Source organism: Actinomadura fibrosa (genome assembly GCF_900659615.1).
Lineage (GTDB): Bacteria > Actinomycetota > Actinomycetes > Streptosporangiales > Streptosporangiaceae > Spirillospora > Spirillospora fibrosa.
In genome coordinates this window covers 13,087-38,236 of sequence record NZ_CAACUY010000071.1, presented here as the reverse complement: position 1 = coordinate 38,236, position 25,150 = coordinate 13,087, and the positions used below count along the sequence as shown (strand labels likewise).

20 protein-coding genes and 1 pseudogene are annotated in these 25,150 nt (G+C 73.0%); 12 read left to right on the top strand and 9 right to left on the bottom strand.

The window, feature by feature from the left end; genetic code table 11:
- Positions 1 to 397 (top strand): annotated as a pseudogene (locus E1300_RS50245) (hypothetical protein); the annotation flags it as partial.
- Positions 398 to 430: 33 nt separating this feature from the next.
- On the opposite strand, the gene E1300_RS23540 reads toward E1300_RS50245, so the two are convergent.
- Complete coding sequence (locus E1300_RS23540) at positions 431 to 1,168, bottom strand: PaaX family transcriptional regulator C-terminal domain-containing protein (protein ID WP_131759224.1); 738 nt, start codon at positions 1,166 to 1,168, stop codon at positions 431 to 433.
- Positions 1,169 to 1,269: 101 nt separating this feature from the next.
- Here E1300_RS23540 and E1300_RS23535 point away from each other — a divergent pair, with 101 nt between their 5' ends.
- Genes E1300_RS23535 through E1300_RS23520 form a run of 4 tightly spaced genes read left to right on the top strand, consistent with a single transcriptional unit; the run spans position 1,270 to position 6,241 of the window.
- Positions 1,270 to 3,027, top strand: a complete 1,758-nt coding sequence (locus E1300_RS23535; RefSeq protein ID WP_131759223.1) for an acyl-CoA dehydrogenase family protein — start codon at positions 1,270 to 1,272, stop codon at positions 3,025 to 3,027.
- Between the two features lie 19 nt (positions 3,028 to 3,046).
- Positions 3,047 to 3,832: a crotonase/enoyl-CoA hydratase family protein gene (locus tag E1300_RS23530; RefSeq protein WP_131759222.1), complete on the top strand. Its 786-nt coding sequence runs from the start codon at positions 3,047 to 3,049 to the stop codon at positions 3,830 to 3,832.
- Positions 3,833 to 3,885: 53 nt separating this feature from the next.
- The gene (locus E1300_RS23525) at positions 3,886 to 5,133 is read left to right on the top strand and encodes a cytochrome P450 (RefSeq protein WP_131759221.1); all 1,248 of its coding nucleotides are present in this window, start codon (positions 3,886 to 3,888) and stop codon (positions 5,131 to 5,133) included.
- A gap of 10 nt (positions 5,134 to 5,143) precedes the next feature.
- A complete protein-coding gene (locus tag E1300_RS23520) occupies positions 5,144 to 6,241 on the top strand; it encodes an NAD(P)-dependent alcohol dehydrogenase (protein ID WP_131759220.1) in 1,098 nt (365 codons plus the stop codon).
- A gap of 6 nt (positions 6,242 to 6,247) precedes the next feature.
- On the opposite strand, the gene E1300_RS23515 is transcribed toward E1300_RS23520, so the two are convergent.
- On the bottom strand, positions 6,248 to 7,156 hold the full coding sequence (locus E1300_RS23515) for an NAD(P)-dependent oxidoreductase (RefSeq protein ID WP_131759219.1): 909 nt from the start codon (positions 7,154 to 7,156) through the stop codon (positions 6,248 to 6,250).
- Positions 7,157 to 7,237: 81 nt separating this feature from the next.
- Between E1300_RS23515 and E1300_RS23510 the strand changes: the two genes are divergently transcribed.
- Positions 7,238 to 8,266 (top strand): nitronate monooxygenase, encoded by a 1,029-nt coding sequence (locus tag E1300_RS23510; RefSeq protein ID WP_278045378.1) that lies wholly within the window; start codon positions 7,238 to 7,240, stop codon positions 8,264 to 8,266.
- A 149-nt stretch (positions 8,267 to 8,415) separates the two neighbouring features.
- A complete protein-coding gene (locus E1300_RS23505; protein ID WP_242619353.1) occupies positions 8,416 to 9,759 on the top strand; it encodes a carbohydrate-binding protein in 1,344 nt (447 codons plus the stop codon).
- 36 nt (positions 9,760 to 9,795) lie between these two features.
- Here the strand turns inward: E1300_RS23505 and E1300_RS23500 are convergent, their stop codons facing one another.
- From E1300_RS23500 to E1300_RS23490, 3 genes are all read right to left on the bottom strand, one after another.
- Positions 9,796 to 10,326, bottom strand: a complete 531-nt coding sequence (locus tag E1300_RS23500; protein WP_242619352.1) for a GNAT family N-acetyltransferase — start codon at positions 10,324 to 10,326, stop codon at positions 9,796 to 9,798.
- 63 nt (positions 10,327 to 10,389) lie between these two features.
- On the bottom strand, positions 10,390 to 11,604 hold the full coding sequence (locus E1300_RS23495) for an ABC transporter substrate-binding protein (protein WP_131759217.1): 1,215 nt from the start codon (positions 11,602 to 11,604) through the stop codon (positions 10,390 to 10,392).
- A complete protein-coding gene (locus E1300_RS23490; protein WP_165502956.1) occupies positions 11,601 to 12,572 on the bottom strand; it encodes a GlnX family signal transduction membrane protein in 972 nt (323 codons plus the stop codon). Before E1300_RS23490 ends, E1300_RS23495 begins: the two co-directional genes overlap by 4 nt.
- Positions 12,573 to 12,877: 305 nt before the next feature.
- Between E1300_RS23490 and E1300_RS23480 the strand changes: the two genes are divergently transcribed.
- The gene (locus E1300_RS23480; RefSeq protein WP_165502955.1) at positions 12,878 to 13,504 is read left to right on the top strand and encodes a TetR/AcrR family transcriptional regulator; all 627 of its coding nucleotides are present in this window, start codon (positions 12,878 to 12,880) and stop codon (positions 13,502 to 13,504) included.
- 15 nt (positions 13,505 to 13,519) lie between these two features.
- Here E1300_RS23480 and E1300_RS23475 read toward each other — a convergent pair whose 3' ends face one another.
- Positions 13,520 to 14,965 (bottom strand): FG-GAP repeat domain-containing protein, encoded by a 1,446-nt coding sequence (locus E1300_RS23475; RefSeq protein ID WP_131759213.1) that lies wholly within the window; start codon positions 14,963 to 14,965, stop codon positions 13,520 to 13,522.
- 515 nt (positions 14,966 to 15,480) lie between these two features.
- Here E1300_RS23475 and E1300_RS23470 point away from each other — a divergent pair.
- The 4 genes from E1300_RS23470 (at position 15,481) to E1300_RS23455 (ending at position 20,753) form a co-directional block, all read left to right on the top strand.
- A complete protein-coding gene (locus E1300_RS23470; RefSeq protein ID WP_131759212.1) occupies positions 15,481 to 17,163 on the top strand; it encodes an AMP-binding protein in 1,683 nt (560 codons plus the stop codon).
- A complete protein-coding gene (locus E1300_RS23465) occupies positions 17,160 to 18,800 on the top strand; it encodes an AMP-binding protein (protein ID WP_131759211.1) in 1,641 nt (546 codons plus the stop codon). Before E1300_RS23470 ends, E1300_RS23465 begins: the two co-directional genes overlap by 4 nt.
- Positions 18,801 to 18,862: 62 nt before the next feature.
- Complete coding sequence (locus E1300_RS23460) at positions 18,863 to 19,759, top strand: helix-turn-helix transcriptional regulator (RefSeq protein ID WP_131759210.1); 897 nt, start codon at positions 18,863 to 18,865, stop codon at positions 19,757 to 19,759.
- 364 nt (positions 19,760 to 20,123) lie between these two features.
- Positions 20,124 to 20,753 (top strand): TetR/AcrR family transcriptional regulator, encoded by a 630-nt coding sequence (locus E1300_RS23455; RefSeq protein ID WP_131759209.1) that lies wholly within the window; start codon positions 20,124 to 20,126, stop codon positions 20,751 to 20,753.
- An 87-nt stretch (positions 20,754 to 20,840) separates the two neighbouring features.
- On the opposite strand, the gene E1300_RS23450 is transcribed toward E1300_RS23455, so the two are convergent.
- The 3 genes from E1300_RS23450 to E1300_RS23440 are packed head-to-tail and all read right to left on the bottom strand — an operon-like array spanning position 20,841 to position 25,109.
- On the bottom strand, positions 20,841 to 22,250 hold the full coding sequence (locus E1300_RS23450) for a GntP family permease (RefSeq protein WP_131759208.1): 1,410 nt from the start codon (positions 22,248 to 22,250) through the stop codon (positions 20,841 to 20,843).
- Between the two features lie 19 nt (positions 22,251 to 22,269).
- The gene (locus tag E1300_RS23445) at positions 22,270 to 23,853 is read right to left on the bottom strand and encodes an N-acyl-D-amino-acid deacylase family protein (RefSeq protein ID WP_131759207.1); all 1,584 of its coding nucleotides are present in this window, start codon (positions 23,851 to 23,853) and stop codon (positions 22,270 to 22,272) included.
- Positions 23,853 to 25,109 carry an amino acid deaminase gene (locus E1300_RS23440; RefSeq protein ID WP_131759206.1) on the bottom strand — a complete coding sequence of 419 codons (1,257 nt, stop codon included), beginning with the start codon at positions 25,107 to 25,109 and terminating at the stop codon, positions 23,853 to 23,855. Before E1300_RS23440 ends, E1300_RS23445 begins: the two co-directional genes overlap by 1 nt.
- Positions 25,110 to 25,150: the final 41 nt, after the last annotated feature.

Below are 25,150 nucleotides of genomic sequence, written 5' to 3'. Positions count from 1 at the left end.
CGCCGCGCTGGCGGTCAACGCGCACGCGCTGGCCCGCGCGCGGGACGGCGCGCGGGCGGTCGCGCTGGCGCGCGAGGCGTACGAGCACTACCGCGCGGCGGACTCCGCGCGCGGGCGGGCTACCGCCGTCCTCGCCTACATCCTGCTCAAGGAGGCCGTGCCGGGCGAGACCGTCCACCCGTTGCTGGACGCGCTGCACTCCCGCCAGCACGCCCCCGCCGACGCGGAGTCGCTGCTCGGGCGGGTGACGGTCGTCCTGCACGAGGGTCTCGTCCTCGATCCCGAGGGGGTCGAGCGCGCCGTGCTCGCCCTCGGCGGCCCGGCGGCGGTCGAGGAGGTGCTCGCCCTGCTGCCGCCCGCCACGGTCAAGGATCCGCCCGGCGCCGCGGACGCCTGAGCCCGGCGGCGGCCCGCGCCGGGGAGCCGGTGGTCAGGGTAGGACGTGTTCGGTTAGTAGGTGTTCGAAGTCGGTTTCGAAGCTTTCGTAGCGGGCGCGCAGGTCGGGGCCGGGCCAGTCGGGCGGGAGGAGTTCGGGTGGCAGGAGCGGGTCGTTCAGCAGGTGGCGCAGGACGGCCGCGGACAGCGTGAACCGCTCGGCGATCGTGGCGGCCTCGTCGAGGGCGGCGCGCAGGGCGCGGGCCGAGGCCGTCCAGCCGTCGAGGTCCCAGAGGGACGCGGCGAGCGCGGCGGGGTCGCCCTCGGGACGGCCGGTGAGGAACGTGCACTGGCGGACGACCGGGTCCGGCCGGGGGCGGGTGAGGTTGGCGGGCCGCAGCCAGGTGCCCTCGCGCAGCTCGGCGAGGCGCAGCGCGGACATCGCCTGGCGGAGGGCGGCGCGGTCGGCCGCGGGACGGCGCTCGGCGGTGATGACGGCGATCTCCCAGGCGCCGTCCCAGGGGCGGGTGGGGGGCAGGCGGCTCTCGTCCTGGCGGGCCTGGCGGGCGAGCAGCCGCTCGGTGAGGGCGTACATGCCGTCGATCTGGACGAGGTCGCCGGAGGCCACCATGCGGGACAGCGCCACCCGGATCGTGCCCTCGGCGATGCCGAACAGCTCGCCGACGCGGACGAGGTAGCGGGCGGGGAGGCGGGGAGGGTGGACGCCCAGCAGCGTGCTCAGCACCACCGACCGGGCGGTCAGCGGGCGGAGCTCCAGGGTGTGCGAGGTCATGACTGCTCGGGACCTTACCCGCTGCGGGATCCCCGGCGGGGCGGGTTCGGCGAGGGAATTACACACTTTCGTCGGGTGAGCGGAAAGTGTAATGTTCGGGCATGTCCTCCTACCTCATCGAGCCGTTCGACCGGCTCCCGTTCGGCGGCGCGGACAAGGCCCGCCGGTACGCGACCGAGCGCTACCAGGGAGCGGTGGGACGCAACTGGTACGACTGCGACCCGACGCTGAAGTTCCTGATGCGGCGCCACCTCGGGGACGGGTTCGGCTGGGCCGAGCCGCGGCTCCGCGAGCTGGGCGCGCTGATGGGCGGCCCCATCGCGGAACGCGCCGAGGAGACCGACCGGAACCCGCCGCGGCTGGAGAAGTACGACCGGTGGGGGCGGGACGTCAGCGAGGTCGTCATGCCGCCCTCGTTCGAGGCGGCCCGCGCGGACCTCGTGGCGACGTCGTTCACCCGGCCGGAGTTCGTCGCGGAGGCGCGGCGGGCCGGGGTGGACCCGGCGCCGCTCGGCGTCGCCTGGAGCTACCTGCTCGACCAGGCCGACATCGGGATGGCCTGCGCCCTCGGGACGGGCGGCGACATGGTCGTCGGCCTGACCGAGGCGTTCGCGCCGGACGAGGTGAAGGCGCGGGTCCGGGAGCTGTTCGCGGCCGGGGAGTTCTCCGGCGAGGCCGCGCAGATGCTCACCGAGCGGTCCGGCGGCTCCGACCTCGGGGCGCTGGAGTCGACCGCGTCGCCGGACGGGGACGCGTGGCGGCTCAACGGCTTCAAGTGGTTCGCGTCCAACGCGAACGGGTCGGCGTACGTGGTGCTGGCCAAGCCGGAGGGGGCGGTGGACGGCGTCCGCGGCATCGCCCCGTTCCTCGTCCTGCGGGAGCGGCGGGACGGGACGCGCAACGGCGTCCGGATCCGGCGGCTCAAGGACAAGCTCGGCACCCGGTCGGTCGCGTCGGCGGAGATCGAGTTCACCGACGCGGAGGCGTTCCTGCTGGCCCCGGCGTCCAGCGCGGGCGCGGGCGGCGACGGCCGGGGGCTCGCGCGGATGATGGAGCTGACGAACGGCGCGCGGCTCGGCATCGCGATGATGGGCCTCGGCTGCGCGCGCCGGTCGCTGGTGGAGTCGCTCTGCTACGCGCGGGCGCGGGAGGCGTTCGGCGCGCCGCTGGACGGGCAGCCGCTGATGCGCCGCAAGCTCGCCGAGATGATCGTGGACACCGAGGCCGTCCAGGCGCTCGTGTTCGACGGCTACCTCGGGCGGCCGCGGCTGCGGATCGGCGCGGCGCTGGTGAAGCTGCGGGCCGCGCGGCTCGGCGTCACGGCGGCGAGCGACGCGATCGAGATCCACGGCGGGAACGGCTACATCGAGCAGTGGCCGGTGGCGCGGATCCTGCGGGACGCGCAGGTCAACCCGATCTGGGAGGGCGGCGACAACGTCCTGTGCCTGGACGTGCGGCGCGCGATCGAGCGGCAGGACGCGCACGAGCCTTTCCTCGACCGGCTCGCCGCGGCCGTGGAGGCGGCGCCGGGCGGCGACGACGCGACGGCCGGGCTCGTCCGGGAGCGCGTCGAGGACCTGCGCAAGGCGATCGAGCGGTGGCGCGGCCTGGACCGGGCGACGGCCGAGGCGCGCCTGTTCCCGCTGGCGCAGTTCATGGCGGACGTGTACGCGGCGGCGTTGCTGCTGGAGCATGCCGGGTGGGAGCGGTCCGAGTCGGGTGCCGGCCGCAAGGCGCTGGTCGCCCGGCTCTACGCTCGGTCCCGGTTGGAGGGCGGCGGCCCGCTGCACGCGATCGACGCCCCGGCGGAGGACCTGGAGCGCTTCGAGGAGCTGGCCGGCGGCGCGTTCTCCGGCTGAGCCCGGGAGGAGGACGAGCATGACCGTGCGGACGGAACGCCGCGGCCCCGTCACCACTGTGATCATGTCGCGGCCGGAGGTCCGGAACGCGGTGGACGGGCCGATGGCGGCGGAGCTGGCCGCGGCGTTCCGCGCGTTCGACGCGGACGACTCGGCGAGCGTCGCGGTGCTGTGGGGCGAGGGCGGGACGTTCTGCGCGGGCGCCGATCTCGGCTCGATCGGCACCGACCGGAGCCCGCGGGTCGATCCGCCGCCCGCCGACGGGCCGCTCGGCTGCACCCGGATGCGGCTGTCCAAGCCGGTGATCGCGGCGGTCGCCGGGTACGCGGTGGCGGGCGGCATGGAGCTGGCGCTCTGGTGCGACCTGCGGGTCGTGGAGGAGGACGCGACGTTCGGGATCTTCTGCCGGCGCTGGGGCGTCCCGCTCGTGGACGGCGGGACGTCCCGGCTGCCGCGGCTGATCGGGACGTCCCGCGCCCTCGACCTGATCCTCACCGGACGGCCCGTCGGTGCCCGGGAGGCCCTCGACATCGGGCTCGCGAACCGGCTCGTCCCGGCGGGGACGTCGCGGGAGGCCGCCGAGGAGCTGGCCGCGGAGATCGCCCGGTTCCCGCAGGTCTGCCTGCGCAACGACCGGATGGCGGTGCTGGACGGCGAGGGCCGGAGCGAGGAGGCGGCGCTCGCCGCCGAGTACCGGCACGGGATCGGCTCCCTGGAGGAGGCGCTCGCGGGCGCGAGGCGGTTCGCCGAGGGGCGCGGGCGACACGGGACGTTCGGCGACATCGGGGAGTTTGACCCGACGTAAGCGGGCTCTTACCGTTCCTTCTGGCGAACGGCCACCGCGACCGAGGAGCCCGCATGACCCTGACCGTGGACGAGGCGGGCCTGGCGCTCGCCGACCCGAAGGCCTACGCCGACGACCGGCGCCTGCACGAGGCGTGCGCGCTGCTGCGCCGCGAGTCGCCCGTGCACCGCGTCGAGGGGCCGGGCTACAACCCGTTCTGGGCGGTCACCAAGCACGCCGACGTCCTGGAGATCGAGCGCGAGCACACCCTGTTCCTCAACGCTCCGCGCCCCCTCCTCGCGACCGCGGAGATGGACGAGCTGAACCGGACGCGCGCGGAGCAGGGCATCGCGCTGCGCACCCTCGTCCACATGGACGACCCCGACCACCGCGTGGTCCGGGCGATCGGCGCCGACTGGTTCCGGCCGCGGGCGATGCGGGCCCTCGAACCGCGGGTGCGGGAGCTCGCCCGCCGCTACGTCGACCGGATGGTCGGGTTCGGCGGCGAGTGCGACTTCGCCCGGCAGGTCGCGGCGCACTTCCCGCTGTACGTGATCCTGTCGCTGCTCGGGCTGCCGGAGAGCGACTTCGACCGGATGCTCAAGCTCACGCAGGAGCTGTTCGGCGGGGACGACGACGAGCTTCAGCGCGGCGCGTCCAACGAGGAGAAGCTGGAGGTCCTGATGGACTTCTTCGCCTACTTCAAGGACCTCACCGAGGCGCGCCGCGCGCACCCGACCGACGACCTCGCGTCCGCCATCGCCAACGCGGAGGTCGACGGGAAGCCGCTCAACGACTTCGACACCGCGTCCTACTACGTCATCGTCGCGACCGCCGGGCACGACACCACCAGCGCGACGATCGCGGGCGGCCTCCAGGCGCTGATCGAGCACCCGGACCAGCTCGACCGGCTCCGTGCCGACCCCGCGCTGATGCCCCTCGCCGTGGACGAAATGATCCGCTGGGTGACACCGGTCAAGGAGTTCATGCGGACCGCGACGCGCGACTACGAGCTGCGCGGCACGACGATCCGCGAGGGCGAGTCGGTGCTGCTGTCCTACCCGTCCGCGAACCGGGACGAGGACGTCTTCGACGACCCGTTCCGCTTCGACGTCGGACGCGACCCGAACAAGCACCTGGCGTTCGGGTTCGGCGTGCACTACTGCCTCGGCGCCGCGCTGGCCCGCATCGAGGTCGCCGCGTTCTTCGAGGAGCTGCTGCCCCGCCTCCGCTCGATCGAGCCGGCCGGGACGCCGGAGAACATCGCGACGACGTTCGTCGGCGGCCTGAAGAGCCTGCCCGTCCGCTACTCCCTGGCGTGAAGGAGCGAAGATGCGGATCGACGCCGCGGTACTGCGCGCCGCCGACGCGCCCTACACGATCGAGACGCTCGACCTCAGGGACCCGGGACCGGGCGAGGTCGTCGTCAGGATCGCCGGGGTGGGGATGTGCCACACCGACCTGGTCGGGCGCGTGCCCGGCGACCTCGTCCCGAAGCCGGTGATCCTCGGCCACGAGGGCTCCGGCACCGTCGAGGCCGTCGGCCCCGGCGTTCCCGGCCTGAGCCCCGGCGACCACGTCGTCATGTCGTTCGACTCCTGCGGGACCTGCGACAACTGCCGCGCCGCGCTGCCCGGCAACTGCCCGCGGATGGCGGCGCTCAACATGGTCGCCGCGCCCCTGGACGGCACGCCCCGCGTCACCGCCGCGGACGGCGAGGCCGTCCACAACCGGTGGTTCGGGCAGTCGTCGTTCGCGACCTACGCGCTCGGCACGCCGCGCAACGTCGTCCCCGTCCGCCCGGACGTGCCGCTGGAGCTGCTCGGCCCGCTCGGCTGCGGCGTGCAGACCGGCGCGGCGTCCGTGCTGATCTCGCTCGGCGTCCGCGCCGGCGACGGCATCGCGGTCTTCGGCGCGGGCGCCGTCGGGCTCGCCGCGGTGATGGCCGCCCGCGTCGCCGGCGCCACCCAGATCATCGCCGTCGACCTGCACGCGTCGCGGCTCGACCTGGCCCGCGAGCTCGGCGCCACCCATGTCCTCAACGGCGCGGACGACGACATCGCGGGACAGATCCGGGCGATCTCCGGCGGGGAGGGCGTCCAGTACTCGTTCGACACGACCGCCGTCCCCGAGGTCGTGTCCACCGCCGTCGCCTGCCTGCGCACGACCGGCGTCTGCGGCCTCGTCGGCGTCGGCGCAAAGGAGTACCGGCTCGACGCGAACCTCCTGCTCATGGGACGGACCGTCAAAGGCATCATCGAGGGCGACGCCGTCCCGCACACGTTCATCCCGAGGATGATCGAGCTGTGGCGGCAGGGCCGGTTCCCGTTCGACCGGCTGATCCAGACCTACCCGCTCGACCAGATCAACCAGGCCGAGGCGGACGCGGCGTCCGGCAGGGTCGTCAAGCCCGTCCTGCTGCCGAACTGAGGTCGATCAGCGGACGCGGTGGAGCAGGTCGTCGCCCCGCGCCAGACGGCGGCAGTTCTCCGCCGCGACCGCGAAGTACCGGTCCCACGTCTCCCGGGTCAGCCACGCGACGTGCGGCATCACCACGACGTCGTCCCGCGCGAGCAGCGGGTTGCCCGGATCCACCGGCTCCTCCTCGAACACGTCCAGCCCCGCGCCGCCGAGACGCCCGGACTCCAGCGCCGCCACCAGCGCCGCCTCGTCGATCACCGCGCCGCGCGCCGTGTTCACCACGATCGCGCCCTCCGGCAGCAGCGCCAGCCGCCCGGCGTCCAGCAGATGGTGCGTCTCCTCCGTCAGCGGGACGTGCACGGACACCACGTCGCTGGCCCGCAGCAGATCGTCCAGCTCCAGCCACGCGGGATCGCCGTCGCGGCGCCGCCGGGAGGTGTAGACGACGGTCGCGCCGACCGCCTCCAGCATCCCGCGCAGCAGCCCCGCGATCTCCCCGCCGCCGAGCAGCCCGACCGTCCGGCCGCGCAGCTCGCCGCCCACCAGCGCCCGGTCGGCGGGCCATCCCGCGCCGCCGCGCGTCCGCGCGTCGAACGTCACCAGCCTGCGCAGCGCGGCGAGGATCAGCAGCAGGCTCGTCTCCGCCACCGCCTGCGCGTTGCGGCCCGGCATGTTCGCCACCGCGATCCCGCGCTCGGCCGCGGCGTCCAGGTCGATCGTGTTGACCCCGGTGCCGAGCTTCTGGATCAGCCGCAGCTTCGGCGCCCGGTCCATGTCGGCGGCCGTCAGCGGACGCAGCACGTGCCAGACGACCTCGGTGTCCGGCAGCAGCTCGGCGAGCCGCGCGTCGTCCTGCTCCGAACAGCTCACGATGTCCAGATCGGGTTCCGCGTGGTCCATGTCGTAGTGCAGGAGCACCCGCATCCAGAGTCCTTTCCCTCGGCGCCGTCCTCGATCGGCGGGCCCGGGCGCGGCGCCCGGAGTCCCGCGGGCTATCTTGCCCGGGTGAGCAGCCACGACCGAACCGCCGGGACACCGGCCGGATGGAGCGGGCTCCCGATCGTCCAGGCGCCCATGGCGGGCGGCGCGTCCACGCCCGCGCTCGCCGCCGCCGTGTCCGAGGCGGGCGGGCTGGGCTTCCTCGCCGCCGGGTACAAGACCGCCGCCGCGATGCGCGCCGAGATCACCGCCACGCGCGCGCTGACGTCCCGCCCGTTCGGCGTGAACGTCTTCATGCCGTCCCTGGACGACATCGACGCGGCGGACGTCACCGCCTACCGCGACCGGCTCGCCCCCGAGGCCGACCGCCTAGGCGCGTCCCTCGGCCTCCCCACCGCCCGCGACGACGACTACGACGCGAAGATCGCCGACCTCCTGGACGACCCGCCCGCGCTCGTCAGCTTCACCTTCGGCTGCCCCGCGCCCGAGGTGATCCGGGCGTTCCAGGCGCGCGGCACCACCGTGGTCGTGACCGTCACCACCGCGGACGAGGCCCGCGCGTCCGCCGCCGCCGACGCGCTGTGCGTCCAGGGCACCGAAGCCGGCGCGCATCGCGGCTCGTTCACCAACACCTTCGACGGCGCGCTGCCGCTCCGCGACCTGCTCCCGCAGGTCCGCGCCGTCACGTCCCAGCCCCTGATCGCCACCGGCGGCCTCGGAACGGCCTCGGACGTCGCCGAGGTCCTCGCCCTGGGCGCCGTCGCCGCGCAGCTCGGCACAGCCTTCCTCCGCTGTCCCGAAAGCGGCGCGACGCCCGTCCACAAGGCCGCCCTGGCCGACCCCCGCTTCACGCGGACCGCCCTGACCAGGGCCTTCAGCGGACGGCCCGCGCGCGGCCTGGTCAACCGCTTCCTCACTGAGTACTCGCCGCACGCGCCCGCCGCCTACCCGGACGTCCACTACGTCACCTCGCCCCTGCGCAAGGCGGCCGCCGCCCAGAACGACGCGGACACCGTCAACCTCTGGGCGGGCGAGTCGTTCCGCCACGCCACCGACGCGCCGGCCGCCGAGATCGTCGCGACCCTGGCGCCCTGACGCCCCTTCCCGGGCCCGGCCTTCGCGGTTACCCTGGCACTGGCGTCCACGCCGGCCGTATCGCTCTGCGCCTGGGAGGGTCCCGTCCGCGGGACCGTTGGGCACTGCGCCGGCTCCTCCGTTCCCCCGTCAACGAGGAGTCGACCCCCGTGAAGCACTCGAACGGGCGCTGGCCCGCGGCCCTCGCCGCGCTGGCCTCCGCCGCCGCGGCGCTGATCCTGTCGCTCGGCGCCCTGGTCGCGCTGTCCGCCCCCGCCTCGTCCGCGCCGCCCGCCTCGGCGATCGCCTGCGCCTTCCCCGCCTGGGCCGAGGGGACGACCTACGCCGTCGGCGCCAAGGTCACCTACAACGGCAAGGGCTACGAGGCGATCGTCGCCCACACCGCCTACCCCGGCGCCGGCTGGAACCCCGCGTCCACCCCGACCCTGTGGCGCGACCTCGGCACCTGCGACGGCTCGACCCCGCCGACCACACCGACGACCACGCCGCCCACCACACCGACGACGACACCTCCGACGACCACGCCGCCGACCGGTGAGACGTGCGCGCTGAAGCCGCGTCCCGCGGGCAAGGTCCTCCAGGGCTACTGGGAGAACTGGGACGGCTCCAGCAACGGCGTCCACCCGCCGTTCGGCTGGACGCCCATCGACAACGCGCAGATCAAGCAGCACGGCTACAACGTGATCAACGCGGCGTTCCCCGTCATCCGCTCGGACGGCACCGTCCTGTGGGAGGACGGGATGGACGCGACCGTGAAGGTCGCCACCCCCGCCCAGATGTGCGCGGCCAAGGCCGCCGGCGCCACCATCCTGCTGTCGATCGGCGGCGCGACCGCCGGGATCGACCTCAGCTCCAGCGCCGTCGCCGACCGGTTCGTCGCCACGGTGGTGCCCATCCTGAAGAAGTACAACTTCGACGGGATCGACATCGACATCGAGACGGGCCTGTCGGGCAGCGGCAACATCAACCAGCTCTCGGCGTCCCAGGCGAACCTCGTCCGGATCATCGACGGGGTCCTCGCGGCGATGCCGTCCGGGTTCGGGCTGACGATGGCCCCCGAGACGGCGTACGTCACCGGCGGCAGCGTCACCTACGGGTCGATCTGGGGCGCCTACCTGCCGATCATCAAGAAGTACGCCGACAACGGCCGGCTGTGGTGGCTGAACATGCAGTACTACAACGGCAGCATGTACGGCTGCTCCGGCGACTCCTACAGCGCCGGGACCGTCCAGGGGTTCGTCGCGCAGACCGACTGCCTGAACAAGGGCCTCGTCGTCCAGGGCACCACGATCAAGGTGCCCTACGACAAGCAGGTCCCGGGCCTGCCCGCGCAGCCCGGCGCGGGCGGCGGCTACATGGCGCCGGGCCTCGTCGCCCAGGCGTGGAACACCTTCAACGGCGCGCTGAAGGGCCTGATGACCTGGTCCATCAACTGGGACGGCTCGAAGGGCTGGACGTTCGGCGACAACGTCCGCTCCCTCCAGGGCCGCTGAGGAACGGGGTGCGGGCCCGGCCGGGCCCGCACCCGCTCAGTGCGCGGGCAGCGTGGGGTGCGGCTTCGCCTCCACGCCGAGCATCCCGGCCGTGACGGCCCACCGCTCGTGGTCGCGCCACGCCCCGTCGATGTACAGCAGCTCGGGCGAGTAGCCCTCCTTGCGGAATCCGAGCCGCTCGACGAGCCGCAGCGACGCGCGGTTCCCCGGCTGGATCTGCGCGTCGATCCGGTGCAGGCGCAGCTTCTCGAACGCGTACCGCAGCACCAGCCCGACGCCCTCGGTCATGTACCCCCGTCCCGAGGTGAACGCCGCGTAGGACAGCGAGCCGTTCTGGAACCGTCCCCGGACGATGCTGCTGATGTTGGCGAGGCCGACGATCTCTCCGGTCTCCCGCAGGCAGATCAGCAGCGACTCCTCGTCGGGCTTCTCGTAACGCGCGACGTAGTCCCGGAAGGCCTCCGGCGTGGCGGGCAGCGACACCCACGGATGGTGCAGCTCCGTATTGGCCGCGACGAGCCGGAGGAACTCGTCCTCATCGTCCCGTGCCAGCGGACGTAAGACCACCCTCGATGGACCGTCCATATTCGCCCCCTCCAGAAGAAACCCGGCATCCGAGGCTAACGGCGATCAGGAGGGGAACGTGGTGGTGCGGCGGACCTTGTCGAGCGCGGTGAGGATCTTGTCGAGCCGTCCCGGATCGGCGACGAACTCCAGCACGGCGTGGTTGAACGCGGCCGCCATGACCGTGGGCATCGAGTCCGAGGCGTCGAACCGCACGACCTTCGCGCTGGTCAGGGCCTGCGCGATCCGCTGCGACACCGCGTCCGGGTAGGCGCCCGGCGGGACGTCCCGGTTCAGCGAGAAGGCACCGGACCCCCGCCGCTTGATCCAGATCTGCTGCGCCCGTGCCGTCGTCAGGTAGGCGACGAGCCTGCGCGCGGACGGCGTGTCGCGGAACATGCCGAGGATGTCGCCGCCGATCTCGACGGCCTGGCCCCCCGGGAAGGGCAGGAAGTCGAACCCGCTGCCCCCGGCCTGGCTGTAGAACGCCGTGATGAACGACCCCTGGTGGTCGAGCCGGCACCCCTGGGCGTCGGTCGCCATCGGCGTCCCCGCCTGGCCGTAGCCGGTGAGCAGGATGTCGGACGTCCCGCTCGCCGCGATCACCGACCCGAACGTCTGCCACGCCCTCCGCACCTCGTCGGACGTCCACGGCAGCCGCCCGGACGCCCACGCGTCGTAGGGCCCGGGCCCGGCCTCGTGCAGGATCAGGTCCTCGATCCAGTCCGTCCCCGGCCAGCCCGAGTTGGACGTGTCGGCGAAGCCCAGGCACCACGGCTTCGGACCGATCTCGGCGGCGGCCTTCGCGAAACCGTCCCAACCCGTCTGCGCCGCCAGCCGGGCCCGCAGATCCGGACCGATCGCCGCCTGGTTGTACCAGATCAGGCTCTTCACCGCCGCCTTGACGACGATGCCGTACGGGTGGCGCGCCCCGTCCGGACCGGTCGCGGTCGTCAGGTCGCTCCCCGCGCCCCCGCCGACGGGCCGCAGCGCCCCGCTCGCCGCGTAGCTGCGCAGGTCGCCCGGGTTCGCGAGCACGGCGGTGTCGGGCGGATGCCCGTTGTGCAACTCGCTCGCGAGGACCGCCCGCGCGTCCCGGGTCCCGGTGTAGTCGACCTCGATCCCGGTGTCCTTCTCGAACTGCGCCAGGACGGACTGGAACGCGTCCGCCTCCGGCCCCGTCCACGACGCCAGCACGGTGACGCTCTTCTCGTCCCCCGAGCCGCAGGCGCTGACGGACGCGACGAGCAGCAACAGCACTGCGAGGAAGCGCACGGTCATCTCCAGAACTCCCGCAGCCGGAGCCAGACGCCGCCCGCCGCGAGCCCCGCGACGGCGAGGGTGAGCAGCGGCAGCCCGGCCATGAGCCCCTCGGTGTCCCCGGCGGCGGCCAGCCGCGCGTCCAGGGGGCGCTGCGCCGCGTCGACCGCCACGACGTCCAGCCCGCCGCCCTGGTCCGCGGGACGGTTCACCCGCAGCGCCCGCGACCCCGCGTCCGCCGTGCCGATCTGCGACTGGAGCACCCGGTCCACCCCCGGCAGCTCGCGATCATGAGCCTCGGCCAGCGCGTCGCCGACCTGCGCGAACACGACCAGCGTCCAGACCAGCAACCCGGCCAGCACCACGGACGCGGCGAGCAGCGGCGGATTGACCAGCCGCCGGAACCGCCGCGCCATCGACACCTGCACGTAGACCAGCACGGCCAAGAGCACGACGCCGATCGCCGCGGTGACCGAAACGGCGGCGGCACCGAACCACGCCGAATGGCGCTCCTCGTGCACCGACCGCCGATCGCGTTCCGCGATCTCATCAATACCCTTTAACAACCCATCCTGGCCGTGCAGAAGATCTGACGCATAGGTGAGATAGGCGAAACCGAGCGGCTCCAGCCCTTCCCGATAGGCGGCGTCCGCCTGCTCGACCAATCCCTGATAGGTGACGACCTGCGCGTTCACCGCCCGCAGCAGATCACGCCCCGCGGCGCCGCCCGCGTCGAGCTCGGCGATGTGCGCGAGGTTGTCGGCCGCGGTGGTCAGATCGTCCCGGAACTCCTGTCCCGGCCCGATCAGCTGCGCCGCACCGGACCGGAAGCTCCGCCACGCCGCCCGGTCGGCGTCCGACAGCGCCGCATGGGCCGTCCGGGCGCTGATGTAGGCGGGCGCGCCCTTGTCCTCCACCGAACCGACCGCGTCCTGCCCGCCGAGGAGCACGCTCGTCGCGGCCAGCCAGAACACCAGCGCCAATCCCACCGTGAGCCCCATCGCCGTCCAGAGCCAGCGCGGGGTGCTCCATCTCCGCGTGGACGCTCGGCGCGATGGGGCAGGGGGCACGCGGGTCATAGTACGGCCGAAAGCCAGTTTCGGCCCGAACCCGGAGAAACACCGGGTTTACCGAACACCCGGGCTTCAACAGCGAAGATCACCCGAAAAAGCCAGCACCCACCCCCGCAATGGCACCACAAACCTGGCCGATCAAGGCCATTGCCGCCGACGACAACGAACGCCTGCCACCGGAGTCACGTCCCAGCCCCGGACGCCGCTGCGACGATGGAGCAGTGAGCAGGTCGATCGACGAGCCGAGGAACGCGCGAAGCCGGCGTTCCCGGACGGCGCTCCTGCGGGCCGCACGCGAGCTCATCGAGGACCGTGGCATGGCCGCCACCACGATGGCGGCCGTGGCCGAACGCGCCGGCGTCTCCCGGCGGGCCGTCTACCTGCACTTCTCCTCCCGCGCCGACCTGATCACCGAGCTGTTCGGCTACGTCAACGAGGTCGAGGACCTGGAGGGCCGCTTCGCCCCGGTCGGCGACGCCCCCGACGCGGTCACCGCCCTGGATGCCTTCGCGCACCGCCACGCGGAGTTCGCGTCCCGCGTCCTCGCGGTCTCCCGGGCCGTCGAACGCGAAGCGGGCACCGACCCGGACGCCGCCCGCCACTGGCGGACCGCCGCCTTCTGGCGCCAGGAGGCCAACCGCGCCCTCATGACCCGCCTGTCCGACGAAGGCGTCCTGGCCCCCGGCTGGACCGTCGAGACCGCCACCGACATGCTCCTGGCCCTGACGTCCAACGGCGTCACCGAAACCCTCCTGACCACCCGCCACTGGACCCCGGCAAACCTGGGCCACCACCTGGCCCTACTCCTGAAATCCACCTTCGTCACCAGGCCATCGGCCGAAGCCTGAACAGGAAGACCCGCATCAGCGCAGCAGGTGACCACCCAACTCGGTCTTCCTGCCGCCGATGCCCAAGGCCGCCGCACCGAAGTGCCTGATGCCCTTGATGGACGGCCCTGCGGCGGTGCCAGGGAAGATGTACAGGTGGCCTTCGCCGCCCTCCTCACCGGGCGCGCCGACGACCAGGTCGATCCGGCCGTCGCGGTCGGTGTCGGTGAGGGACAGCTCGGTGCCGAACCGGTCGCTCGGCCGGACCGTCCCGGGAACGCCCTTGGAGTCCTCGCGCAGCGTGCGACGACCTTTGGCGGTGAGGCCGCTCCTGCTCCCGAACAGGATCGAGACGACCCCCGGCTCGACATCAGAGGGGTTGTAAAAGCCGACGATGAGGTCGGCCCGGCCGTCGGCATTCACATCATCGGCTCGCAGCACGCCGGCACGGCCGGACATGCCGAGCGCGGCGTCATCGAACCTGCGAGGCTTACCGAAACCCCGTCCGCCGGCCGTCAGCGACACGACCTGGAGGCCGCCCTTCCGCGTGCCGCCACCGGCGGCTCTGGCCACCAGGTCGGTGCGGCCGTCACCGTCGAAGTCGCCCGCCACGGCATCCGCGGCGTTGATCTCCGCCCGGCCGTAGGGCAGCAGCCTGGCCGGTCCAAGTCCCGCGCTGGTGCCGGGACGCAGTTCGAACCAGGAGGTGGGTTCGCCGTCGAGCTCGTTCCTGGTTCCCACCAGCAGGTCGGTGCGGTGGTCACCGGTGAAGTCGCCCGCCAGCAGGGTCCGCTGCACCGAGTAGTCCCCCCTCTGGACCAGGCCGGACACGATCGTCTTGCCGGGCCTGGCGCCAGGGTTGGCGTAGACGACGACGGCGGTCTGGGTGTCGTAGACGCCTCCGGCGTCCTCGGAGTCCTTGGTGGAGGCCACGTCCGGGACACCGTTGCTGTCGAAGTCACCGACGGCGAGGTCCCCGGTGGCCTCGGGCAGCGCGGCGGTCCGCAGGGTGAGACCCCTCGGTCCGCCGTAGACGATGGTCGTCGTGGTCCCGGCACGGTGACTGAGCAGGTCGGCGTAACCATCTGAGTCGAAGTCCGCCGACTCGACCTGCCAGCCCGGGACGTTGCGGGGACCGTCCGGCTGGGCCACCACCTGGTGGCGGGCCGGGTCGGCGCCCGCCGGGCCACCGTAGACGACGGTGACCAGAGCCGTGTCGCCGCGCGTCCCGTCGAACCCGCCGCCGGCGATGTCGCGGTAGCCGTCACCGTTGAAGTCACCGGGTGCGGCGGGCTTCCTGACCGCCGCGGAGACCACGCCGGAAGGCAGGCTGTTGGAGATCTCGCGATACGGGGCCGCGGCACGCGCACCCCCGCTCCGAGACGCGCCGCCCCCGCTCCCCCCGCCGCTGCGGACGACCACCACACCCGCGACAGCGCCGAAGGCGACCACCGCCGCGGCAAGGACGGCCCGAAAGCGCATGGATCTCCTCCATCACTCGGCGGCCCCTCAGATGGGACGCCCCAAGATCAACTGAAGTTCACGCCCCAGCCCCGAGATCGAACTCCACGAAGCAGCAGACGCCAGCCGTCGAGGGCCGCTGCGATCGCGTGCGAAGCCAGTGCCGAGCCGCGAGGCACTGATCGCGCAGCGAGCCGCCAGGCGAGCCGGTGCCACCCCGGGTCCGCTGCGATCGCGGGCGGAGCCAGTGCCGAGCTTGCGAGGCACTGATCGCGAAGTGAGCCGCCCCGGGGGCGCTGCGATCGCGTGCGAAGCCAAGTGCGAGCGGAGCGAGAACTTGATCGCGGAGTGAGCCGCCAGGCGAGCCGGAGCGATGCCAGCGATCGCCGCGAAGCCCGTTGAAGGAGGGCGCTCTAGCGCCCGACGCCGAGGGCTTTGCCATAAACACACCCCTTACCCCCGTTCGGGGGTGGCGTGGGTCACGTTCTTGGCCAACGATTTCTCCGAGGTGTCCGTGCGGCGACGAGGAGACGAACATGCCGGCAGTCGAGTTCCGCGCGGCGCGCGACTTCCTGCTCGCGCACCGCGACGACTACGCGACGGCGTACGAGAAGTTCCGGTGGCCGGTGCTGACCGGGTTCAACTGGGCGCTGGACTGGTTCGACAAGATCGCCGAGGGGAACGACGGGCCGGCGCTGTGGATCGTCGAGGAGGACGGGTCCGAGGCGCGGTACTCGTTCGCGGAGATGGCGCGGCGGTCGAGCCAGGTGGCGAACGCGCTGCGGGCGGCGGGGGTGCGGCGCGGCGACCGGATCGTCCTGATGCTGGGGAACCAGGTCGAGTTGTGGGAGACGGTCCTCGCGGCGATGAAGCTGGGGGCGGTGCTGATCCCGTGCACGCCGCTGCTGGGGGCCGCCGATCTCCAGGACCGGATCACGCGCGGACGGGCGCGGCATGTCGTGGCGGGGTCGGCGGACGCCGGGAAGTTCGACGGGCTGACCGGGGAGTTCACGCGGATCTCGGTGGGCGGGCCGGTGGACGGCTGGCTGCGCTACGAGGACGCGTACGAGCAGCCGGAGGCGTTCACGCCGTACGGGATCACGATGTCGCGCGACACGCTGCTGCTGTACTTCACGTCGGGGACGACGGCGAAGCCGAAGCTGGTCGAGCACACGCACGCGTCGTATCCGGCGGGGCACCTGTCGACGATGTACTGGCTGGGGCTGCGGCCCGGGGACGTCCATCTGAACATCTCGTCGCCCGGGTGGGCGAAGCACGCGTGGAGCAACATCTTCGCGCCGTGGAACGCCGAGGCGTGCGTGTTCATCTTCAACTACACGCGGTTCGACGCCGACCGGCTGCTGGACACGATGGACCGCTGCGGCGTGACGAGCTTCTGCGCGCCGCCGACGGTGTGGCGGATGCTGATCCAGGCCGATCTCGGACGGCTGGGCACGCCGCCCCGCGAGGTCGTCGCGGCGGGCGAGCCGCTGAACCCGGAGGTGATCGAGCGGGTCCGGGACGCGTGGGACGTCACGATCCGGGACGGGTTCGGGCAGACGGAGACGACCGTGCAGATCGCGAACACGCCGGGGCAGCCGGTGCGGCCCGGGTCGATGGGGCGGCCGGTGCCGGGCTACCAGGTCGTGCTGGTCGATCCGGCGACCGGCGAGGTGGGCGACGAGGGCGAGATCTGCCTCGACCTGGAGGAGCGTCCGCTCGGGCTGATGACGGGGTACCACGGGGACGACCAGCGCACCGAGGAGGCGATGGAGGGCGGCCGCTACCACACCGGCGACATCGGCTCGCGGGACGAGGACGGCTACATCACCTACGTGGGGCGGGCCGACGACGTCTTCAAGGCGTCCGACTACAAGATCTCGCCGTTCGAGCTGGAGAGCGTGCTGATCGAGCACGAGGCGGTGGCGGAGGCGGCCGTGGTGCCGTCGCCCGATCCGGTGCGGCTCGCGGTGCCGAAGGCGTACGTGACGCTCGCGGCGGGCTGGAAGCCGGACGCGGAGACGGCGCGGGCGATCTTCGCGCACAGCCGGGCGCAGCTGTCGCCCTACAAGCGGGTGCGGCGGCTGGAATTCGGCGAGCTGCCGAAGACGATCTCGGGGAAGATCCGCCGGGTGGAGCTGCGGGCGGGCGAGGCGGTGAAGCATCCGGGCGCGGACGACCGTCCGGAGGGCGAGTTCCGGGAGGAGGAGCTGCGATGATCTCGTACGCATCGGGGGTCTCGGCGGCGCCGCTGCTGGGCGACACCATCGGCGCGAACCTGGACCGGACGGTGGCCGCGTTCGCCGACCGCGACGCGCTCGTGGAGCGGGCGACGGGCCGGCGCTGGACGTACGACCAGCTCGCCGACGACGTCGAGGCGGTCGCGCTGGGGCTGCACGGCCTCGGCGTCGCGAAGGGCGACCGGGTCGGGATCTGGGCGCCGAACTGCGCGGAGTGGACGCTCGTGCAGTACGCGACGGCGAAGCTCGGCGCGATCCTCGTCACGATCAACCCGGCGTACCGGGTGCACGAGCTGGAGTTCGTGCTGAACCAGGCGGGGATCCGGACGCTGGTCGCGGCGGCGGCGTTCAAGACGTCCGACTACACGGCGATGATCGACGAGGTGCGGCCGCGCTGTGCCGCGCTGTCCGACGTGGTCGTCATCGGGTCCGAGGGGTGGGACGCGCTGCTGCGCACCGGGCGGGCGGCCGACCGGGGCGTCCTCGACGAGATCGGCGCGGGGCTGGGCGCCGACGATCCGATCAACATCCAGTACACGTCCGGGACGACGGGGTTCCCGAAGGGCGCCACGCTCTCGCACCACAACATCCTGAACAACGGCTACTTCGTCGGCGAGCTGTGCGGCTACGACGAGGAGGACCGCGTGTGCGTGCCGGTGCCCTTCTACCACTGCTTCGGCATGGTGATGGGCAACCTCGCGGCGACCAGCCACGGAGCCTGCGTGGTGATCCCGGCGCCCGCGTTCGACCCGAAGGCGACGCTCGAGGCGGTCGCGGCGGAGCGCTGCACGTCGCTGTACGGGGTGCCGACGATGTTCATCGCCGTCCTGAACGAGCCGTCGCTGGACGGCCTCGACCTGTCGAGCCTCCGCACCGGGATCATGGCCGGGTCGCCGTGCCCGGTCGAGGTGATGAAGCAGGTCATCGAGCGCCTCGGCATGGGCGAGGTGACGATCTGCTACGGGATGACCGAGACGTCCCCGGTGTCGACGCAGACCCGCGCGGGCGACTCGCTGGACCGGCGCGTCTCCACGGTCGGGACCGTCCACCCGCACCTGGAGGTGAAGGTCGTCGACCCGGCGACCGGGGTGACGGTGCCGCGCGGCACGCCCGGCGAGCTCTGCACCCGCGGCTACTCGGTGATGCTCGGCTACTGGGACGAGCCGGAGCGGACCGCCGAGGTCATCGACGCGGCGCGGTGGATGCACACCGGCGACCTCGCGGTGATGGACGGCGAGGGCTACGTCAACATCACCGGACGGATCAAGGACATGGTGATCCGTGGCGGCGAGAACGTCTATCCGCGCGAGATCGAGGAGTTCCTTTACACCCACCCTGACATCGTGGACGCGCAGGTCATCGGCGTCCCCGACGAGAAGTACGGGGAGGAGCTGATGGCGTGGGTGCGGCTGCGCGACGGCGCGGCGGAGCTGACGGCCGAGGCGCTGCGCGAGTTCTGCCGGGGCCGGCTCGCCCACTTCAAGATCCCGCGGTACGTGCACGTCGTGGACGACTTCCCGATGACGGTCACGGGGAAGGTCCGCAAGGTGCAGATGCGCGCCGAGGCCATCGACATCCTCGGGCTTGGCGACGCGGCGGCCGTCCGGCACGCGTGACCGCCGGGCTTTTCCTCCGGTGACCTTCCGTGACGAGGGGTCGGCGAGGCATATTGCATGGCATGGGTACGTCGCCGCCGGGAGACCGTCCCGCCGGGGTGCGGGGCGACGACGCCGGCGCGTTCCGGCGCGCGGTGCTGGGCATGCACCGCGCGACCGGCCTGCCCATGGTCTTCGGCGGCGCGCTGGACGGCCGGGACCGGCTCCGCATCACCGAGCTGGTCGGCAACCGGACCGGGTCGCTGGACGGCCTGGTCGTGCGGCAGGGCAACGGGCTCGGCGGCAAGGCGATGGCGATGGGCCGCCCGGTGTGGGTGAGCGACTACCCGCGCGCCGCGTCCATCAGCCACGACTACGACGGTCCGGTGGGCCGCGAGGGGCTGCTGTCGATCGTCGCGGTCCCGGTCGTGGTGCGGCGCTCGGTCCGCGGCGTCCTGTACGGGGCGCTGCGCGAGCCGCTGTCGCTCGCCGACCGGGTCGTCGGCGCGGCGGTGGAGGCGGCCCGCGACCTGGAGCAGGACCTCGCCGTCCGGGACCGCGCGGACGAGGCGCTCGCCTCGTTGCGCCGCGAGCCCGGGGCCGGGGCCGGGCGGCCGTCCGCCGCGCGCTGGGAGGAGGTCCGGGCCGTCCACGCCGAGATGCGGGCCCTCGCCGAGGAGGTCACGGACGCGGCCACGCGCGACCGGCTCCACGCGATGACGCTCCGCCTCGCCGCGGCCGGGCTGGACACGCCCGCGCCGGACGGTCCGGGCGCGCCTCCGAGACGCGCGCTGTCGCCGCGCGAGCTGGACGTCCTCGCGTACGTGGCGATCGGCTGCACCAACGCCGAGGCCGCCCGCCGCCTCGGCCTCCTGCCCGAGACGGTGAAGGGCTACCTCCGCTCGGCGATGCGCAAGCTCGACAGTCACACCCGCCTGGAGGCGGTGACCGCGGCCCGCCGCGCCGGCCTCCTGCCCTGACCCCCGCCCGCGAACGCGAGCGCCGGTGAAGACCTGCCGGGCCGGGCCGGGGCCGCCGGACGCCTCGGGAGAGACGTGCGGTGGTCCGCGGTCCGGACGAGGGGGCACCGGCGATCGGCCCGGCGACGGGGTCAGCGGCCGCGGCGCACGCTCCGGGCAGAACAGACGGCCCCCGCGGCGCGCTGCCCGGCCGGAACGTCCACCACGGACCGGCTGCGCCGGACCATGATCGCTCGGCCGTCCCATCCGGTGCGGATGGGACGTCCGGCCCCTGATGTGCCGAGGAAACCGTAACAGCTATGAACACGAATGTTCGTGATGTTGGAATTGTTCGTCCGCGAGGTTCCCGTTGTAGTTTTGGCGCATGGACCCCCACGGCTACGGCGCTCTGCCGCGCGGCCGTCACCACCTCACCCGCGAGCAGGTCAGCGCATCGCAGCGGGAGCGGCTGCTCCTCGGCATGACGGAGGCGGTGGGCGAGAAGGGGTACGCCCGCACCTCGGTCGCCGACGTGCTGAAGCGGGCGCACGTCTCCCGCGAGACGTTCTACGAGCACTTCGCCGACAAGCAGGCGTGCTTCCTGTCGGCCTACGAGGCCGCCGCCGACCGCATCGTCCAGGTCGTGGCGGACGCGCTGCGGACCCCCGGCCTGCCGCTGATGTCGCGGTTCGAGCGTGCGCTGACCGCCTACCTGCGCGAACTGGCGGGCGACGCGGCGCGGGCGCGCACGTTCCTGCTGGAGATCTACGCCGCGGGCCCGGCCGCCGCGGCACTGCGGTTCGCGGTCCAGGCCCGCTTCGTGGCGCTCATCGACGGCCTCCTCGCCGAGGACGAGCGGTTCCGCGCGCTCCCCGACCCGGAGTTCGCCTGCCGGATGCTCATCGGCGGAGTCGCCTCACTCGTCACGGGCAAGGTCGCGACGGGCGAACACGCCACGCTCCCCGGCCTATGCGCCCCCATCCTGGCCCACGCCAACTCCCTCCTAGACCACTAACCCCCAAACCCCCTCCGCCCGGGGCTCGTCCGAGCGCAGTGCACTACGAGCACGACAACATGCTCTGGAACAAGCCCGAGGTGCGGGTTAGATGAAGATGCTCAGGGTTGCGGCCATTGCGAAGCCGACTATGGACAGGATCGTTTCCAGGACGGTCCAGGTCTTCAGGGTGTCGCGGACGGACATGTTGAAGTAGCGGGAGATGATCCAGAAGCCGCCGTCGTTGACGTGCGAGGCGATGATGGAGCCCGCGGAGATCGCGATGGCGATCAGGGCGACGTGGCCCTGGGAGTAGTCCTCGGCCTTGACGATCTCGCCGATGATGCCGCCGGTGGTGACGATCGCGACGGTCGCGGAGCCCTGGGCGAGCCGGAGGCCGCAGGCGATCAGGTAGGCGAGCAGGATGACCGGCATCCCGGCGTCCTTGAGGGTTCCGGCGAGCGCGTCGCCGACGCCGGTGGCCTTCACGACCGCGCCGAAGAACGCGCCGCCGCCGATGACCAGCAGGATCATGCCGATGGGACGCAGCGAGCGCGCGGCGACCTCCGACAGTTCCGTGCCGGAGATGCCGCGGCGGATGCCGAGCAGGTACATGGCCAGCAGGACGGCGATGGTGAGCGCGACGACCGGGTTGCCGAGGAAGGTGAGGACGGGCAGCGCCGGGCTGCCCTTCCACCAGACGGTGCCGAACGTGGCGAGGAGGATCAGCACCAGCGGGACCAGGATGATCAGGCCGACGATGGTCAGGGACGGTTCGGGCTCGTCCCGGGCGGTCTCCTCCTCAGCGGCCTCGGCCTTCTCGCGTTCCGCGGTGACGTACTCCTCCGGGACCTCGACGAACATCCGCTTGCCGATCCAGGCGCCCCAGGCGACGCCCGCGACGAGGAAGGCCGGGATGCCGCAGACGAGGCCGTAGACGATCAGCCAGCCGAGCGGGACGCCGAGCAGGCCCGCGGCGGCGACGGGGCCGGGGTGCGGGGGCAGGAAGGCGTGCGTCATGGAGAGACCGGCGAGCAGCGGCAGCGCGTACAGGAGGAGGGAGCGTCCGCCCTGCTTGGCGGTGATGTAGACGAGCGGCGCCAGGACGAAGATGCCCACGTCGAAGAAGACGGGGATGCCGAAGATGAGGCCTGCCAGGCCCATCGCGAGTGGTGCGCCGCGTTCGCCGGCGACGGCGAGGAGGCGGCGGGTCAGGACGTCCGCGCCGCCGGAGCGTTCCAGGATCGCGCCGAGGATGGTGCCGAGGCCGACGATCGGCGCGATGTGGCCGAGGATCGTGCCGAAGCCCTTTTCGAGCAGGGACGTGTCGGACTTCAGCGCCGTCCCGACGATCGTCTCGACGCTCAGCCCGGCCGCGAGGGCCAGGAGGAGGCTGGAGACGATGAGCGCGATGAACGGCTCCAGCTTGACCTTGAGGATGAGGAACAGCAGGACCGCGATGGACACGGCGCACAGCAGCAGCAGGCCGCCGGTCTCGTGTTGCAGCCAGTGGACCATGGGCAGTGACCTTCCGGTGTCAGCGGGTGGTTCCGTCGGCGGTGCGGCGGAGTGAGCGGCCGGGGAGCGCGCCGGTGGGGCGCCCGTCCGCGATGACGGCGGTGCCGCCGACGAGGACGTGGTGGACGCCCTCGGCGGGACGGCGGGGGTCGTCGAACGTGGCGGTGTCGCGGACGGTGTCGGGGTCGAACAGGACGAGGTCGGCATGGTACCCGGGACGGACCAGCCCGCGGGCGTCGAGGCGCAGCCGGCGCGCGGGCCGTCCGGTGAGGTGGGCGACGCACTCTTCGAGGGACAGGACGCCCAGGTCGCGGACGTAGTGGCCGAGGTAGCGGGGGAACGTCCCCCAGGCGCGCGGGTGCGGTTTCGCGGCGGCGAGGAGGCCGTCGCTGCCGCCGGTGTGGCAGGGGTGCCGCATGATGGCCCGGACGTTCTCCTCGTCGCCGACGTGCTGGAGGATCGTGGTGGCGAGGTCGTCCGCGACGAGGCGTTCGCAGTAGACGTCGAACGCGGGGCGGCCGGACGCGGCGGCGAGGTCGGCGATGGTGCGGCCGATGACGGCGGGGTCCGGGGAGCCGGAGATCTCGATGGTGTCCCATTCGGCGGGGACGCCGTGGCAGCCGTCGGAGCCCTCGACCTCCATCGCGTGCCGGATCCGCGCGCGCGAGGCGGGGTCGTCGAGACGGGCCAGCAGGGCGGTGGGGCCGCCCGCCGCGGCCCAGCTCGGCAGGAGCGCGGCGAGCGTCGTCGATCCGGGCAGGTAGGGGTAGGTGTCGAGGGTGATGTCGCAGCCGTCGGCGAGGGCGGTGTCGAGGAGGCCGAGGAGTTCGGGGGCGCGGCCGCGGTTGACGCCGAAGTTCATCGTCGCGTGCGCGAGGTGCAGGGGGCAGCCGGAGCGGCGCGAGAGCTCGATCATCTCGGCGTATGCCTCTAGGGCGCCCGCGCCGTAGGAGCGGTGGTGCGGTGCGTAAAAGCCGCCGTGCGACGCGACGACGCGGCACAGTTCGGCGAGTTCGTCGTCGTCCGCGTACATGCCGGGCACGTAGGTGAGGCCGCTGGACATGCCGACCGCGCCCTCGTGGAGGGCGGCGGCGACCAGCCCGCGCTGGCGGTCCAGCTCGGCGGGGGTCGGCGGGCGGTCGTCCCAGCCCATCGCGAGCATCCGCACCGTGCCCTGCGGGACGAGGTAGCAGGCGTTGACGGCGATGCCCCGGTCGAGGCGGTCGAGGTACTCGCCGACGCTCCGCCAGGACCAGTCGAATCGGGGCGGGTCGCCGTTCCAGCCGGCGATGGTCCGCCGGATCTGGTCGAGGGTGGTGTCGTCGACGGGGGCGTAGGAGAGGCCGTCCTGCCCGATGACCTCGCAGGTCACGCCCTGGCTGACCTTGGCGAGGTGGTCCGGCTCGGTGAGCAGCGCGAGGTCGGAGTGGGCGTGCATGTCGATGAACCCGGGGGCGAGGACGAGGCCGTCCGCGTCGATGACCGTGTCGCCGGTGAGGTTGGAGCCGATCTCCGCGATGCGGCCGTCCGAGACGGTCACGTCGGCGACGCGGGCGGGCGCGCCGGTGCCGTCCACGACGGTCGCGCCGCGGAACACCGGCATCAGAACCACGTCCTGACCAGGTCCACGACGGTGGGTTCGGCGGCGTCGGCGTCGTCCACGACGGGGATGAGCGTCCACTTGTCGAGCGCGGTGCAGGGGTGCGACAGGCCGAGCCTGACCACGTCGCCGACCTCGACGTCGGCGTTCCGGAGGAAGGCGTGCTGGTCGTTGAGCGCGGTCACGCGGGCGCCCTTCACCGGATCGGTGCCCTTGCCCCGGACGAGCTGCGGCTCGGGCAGCCCCTCGTCGAACGGCAGGTCGCGCTTGCCCGCGTCGAGGAGCGCGAGGGCGGGTTCCGGGCGGGACACGACGCGCGCCCAGCCGTGCATGGCCGAGCGCAGGGTCCCGTCGCCGGTGCCGCGGGCGAAGGGCGAGATGCCCCGGTAGAAGCCGTCGTCGTGGACGATGTAGGCGCCCGACCTCAGGACGACCTGCCCGTCCAGCCCGCCCAGAACGTCGGCGACCTGGTCGAAGTAGGCGCTGCCGCCCGCCGTGACGACGGGTTCGTCCGTCTCGTAGTCGAGGCCGCGGTGCAGGTTCGCCATCCTGCGCAGGTAGGCGTCCACGGCGGCACGGCCCTCGTCGGACGCGTCGTGCGCGAGGGCGCCCTCATACCCGGCGAGCCCGGCCAGCCGCAGGGTCGGCGCCTTCCGGACGGCGTCCGCGACCGCGCGGGCGTCGCCGTCGTCGCGGACGCCGGTGCGGCCGTGCGGCCCGCCGATCTCCACGCAGACCTCGATCGGACGCTGGGCGCGGGCGGCGCGGAGCGCCTCGTCCATCAGCTCCACGGAGCGGACGGAGTCGACCCAGGACAGGAACGCGGACTCGGGGTCGTCGGCGAGCCGCTCGGCCAGCCAGGCGAGCCCGGCCGGGTCGAGCAGCGCGTTGGCCAGCAGGACGCGGCGGACGCCGAACGCCCGGGCGACGCGGAGCTGCGGGAGGTTCGCGAGCGTGATGCCCCAGGCGCCCGCGTCGAGCTGGCGGCGCCACAGCTCCGGCGCCATCGTCGTCTTGCCGTGCGGGGCGAGCGCGACGCCCGCCGCGTCCGTCCAGCGGGCCATCGCGTCGATGTTGTGGTCGAGCGCGCCCACGTCCAGGGTCAGCAGCGGTGTACCGAAGTGGTTCAGGGGTATCGGTGCGGCGCGGACGTCGTCGACCGTGCGCCCGTGCGCCGACGCCGGGACGGCCTTGAACCGCCAGTCGAGCCGCTCGGCGCCGAGGGCGTCCACCGCCGCGGCATCGATGCTCGCCACCATCCTGACCTCCCTTGTTGCACATGCTGCAATACACATTGCAC

Bases quoted from the DNA above. Each gene is read 5' to 3' on its own strand.
- E1300_RS23540 (WP_131759224.1), bottom strand. From the start codon at position 1,168: ATGACCTCGCACACCCTGGAGCTCCGCCCGCTGACCGCCCGGTCGGTG.
- E1300_RS23535 (WP_131759223.1), top strand. From the start codon at position 1,270: ATGTCCTCCTACCTCATCGAGCCGTTCGACCGGCTCCCGTTCGGCGGC.
- E1300_RS23530 (WP_131759222.1), top strand. From the start codon at position 3,047: ATGACCGTGCGGACGGAACGCCGCGGCCCCGTCACCACTGTGATCATG.
- E1300_RS23525 (WP_131759221.1), top strand. From the start codon at position 3,886: ATGACCCTGACCGTGGACGAGGCGGGCCTGGCGCTCGCCGACCCGAAG.
- E1300_RS23520 (WP_131759220.1), top strand. From the start codon at position 5,144: ATGCGGATCGACGCCGCGGTACTGCGCGCCGCCGACGCGCCCTACACG.
- E1300_RS23515 (WP_131759219.1), bottom strand. From the start codon at position 7,156: ATGCGGGTGCTCCTGCACTACGACATGGACCACGCGGAACCCGATCTG.
- E1300_RS23495 (WP_131759217.1), bottom strand. From the start codon at position 11,604: ATGACCGTGCGCTTCCTCGCAGTGCTGTTGCTGCTCGTCGCGTCCGTC.
- E1300_RS23475 (WP_131759213.1), bottom strand. From the start codon at position 14,965: ATGCGCTTTCGGGCCGTCCTTGCCGCGGCGGTGGTCGCCTTCGGCGCT.
- E1300_RS23470 (WP_131759212.1), top strand. From the start codon at position 15,481: ATGCCGGCAGTCGAGTTCCGCGCGGCGCGCGACTTCCTGCTCGCGCAC.
- E1300_RS23465 (WP_131759211.1), top strand. From the start codon at position 17,160: ATGATCTCGTACGCATCGGGGGTCTCGGCGGCGCCGCTGCTGGGCGAC.
- E1300_RS23460 (WP_131759210.1), top strand. From the start codon at position 18,863: ATGGGTACGTCGCCGCCGGGAGACCGTCCCGCCGGGGTGCGGGGCGAC.
- E1300_RS23455 (WP_131759209.1), top strand. From the start codon at position 20,124: ATGGACCCCCACGGCTACGGCGCTCTGCCGCGCGGCCGTCACCACCTC.
- E1300_RS23450 (WP_131759208.1), bottom strand. From the start codon at position 22,250: ATGGTCCACTGGCTGCAACACGAGACCGGCGGCCTGCTGCTGCTGTGC.
- E1300_RS23445 (WP_131759207.1), bottom strand. From the start codon at position 23,853: ATGCCGGTGTTCCGCGGCGCGACCGTCGTGGACGGCACCGGCGCGCCC.
- E1300_RS23440 (WP_131759206.1), bottom strand. From the start codon at position 25,109: ATGGTGGCGAGCATCGATGCCGCGGCGGTGGACGCCCTCGGCGCCGAG.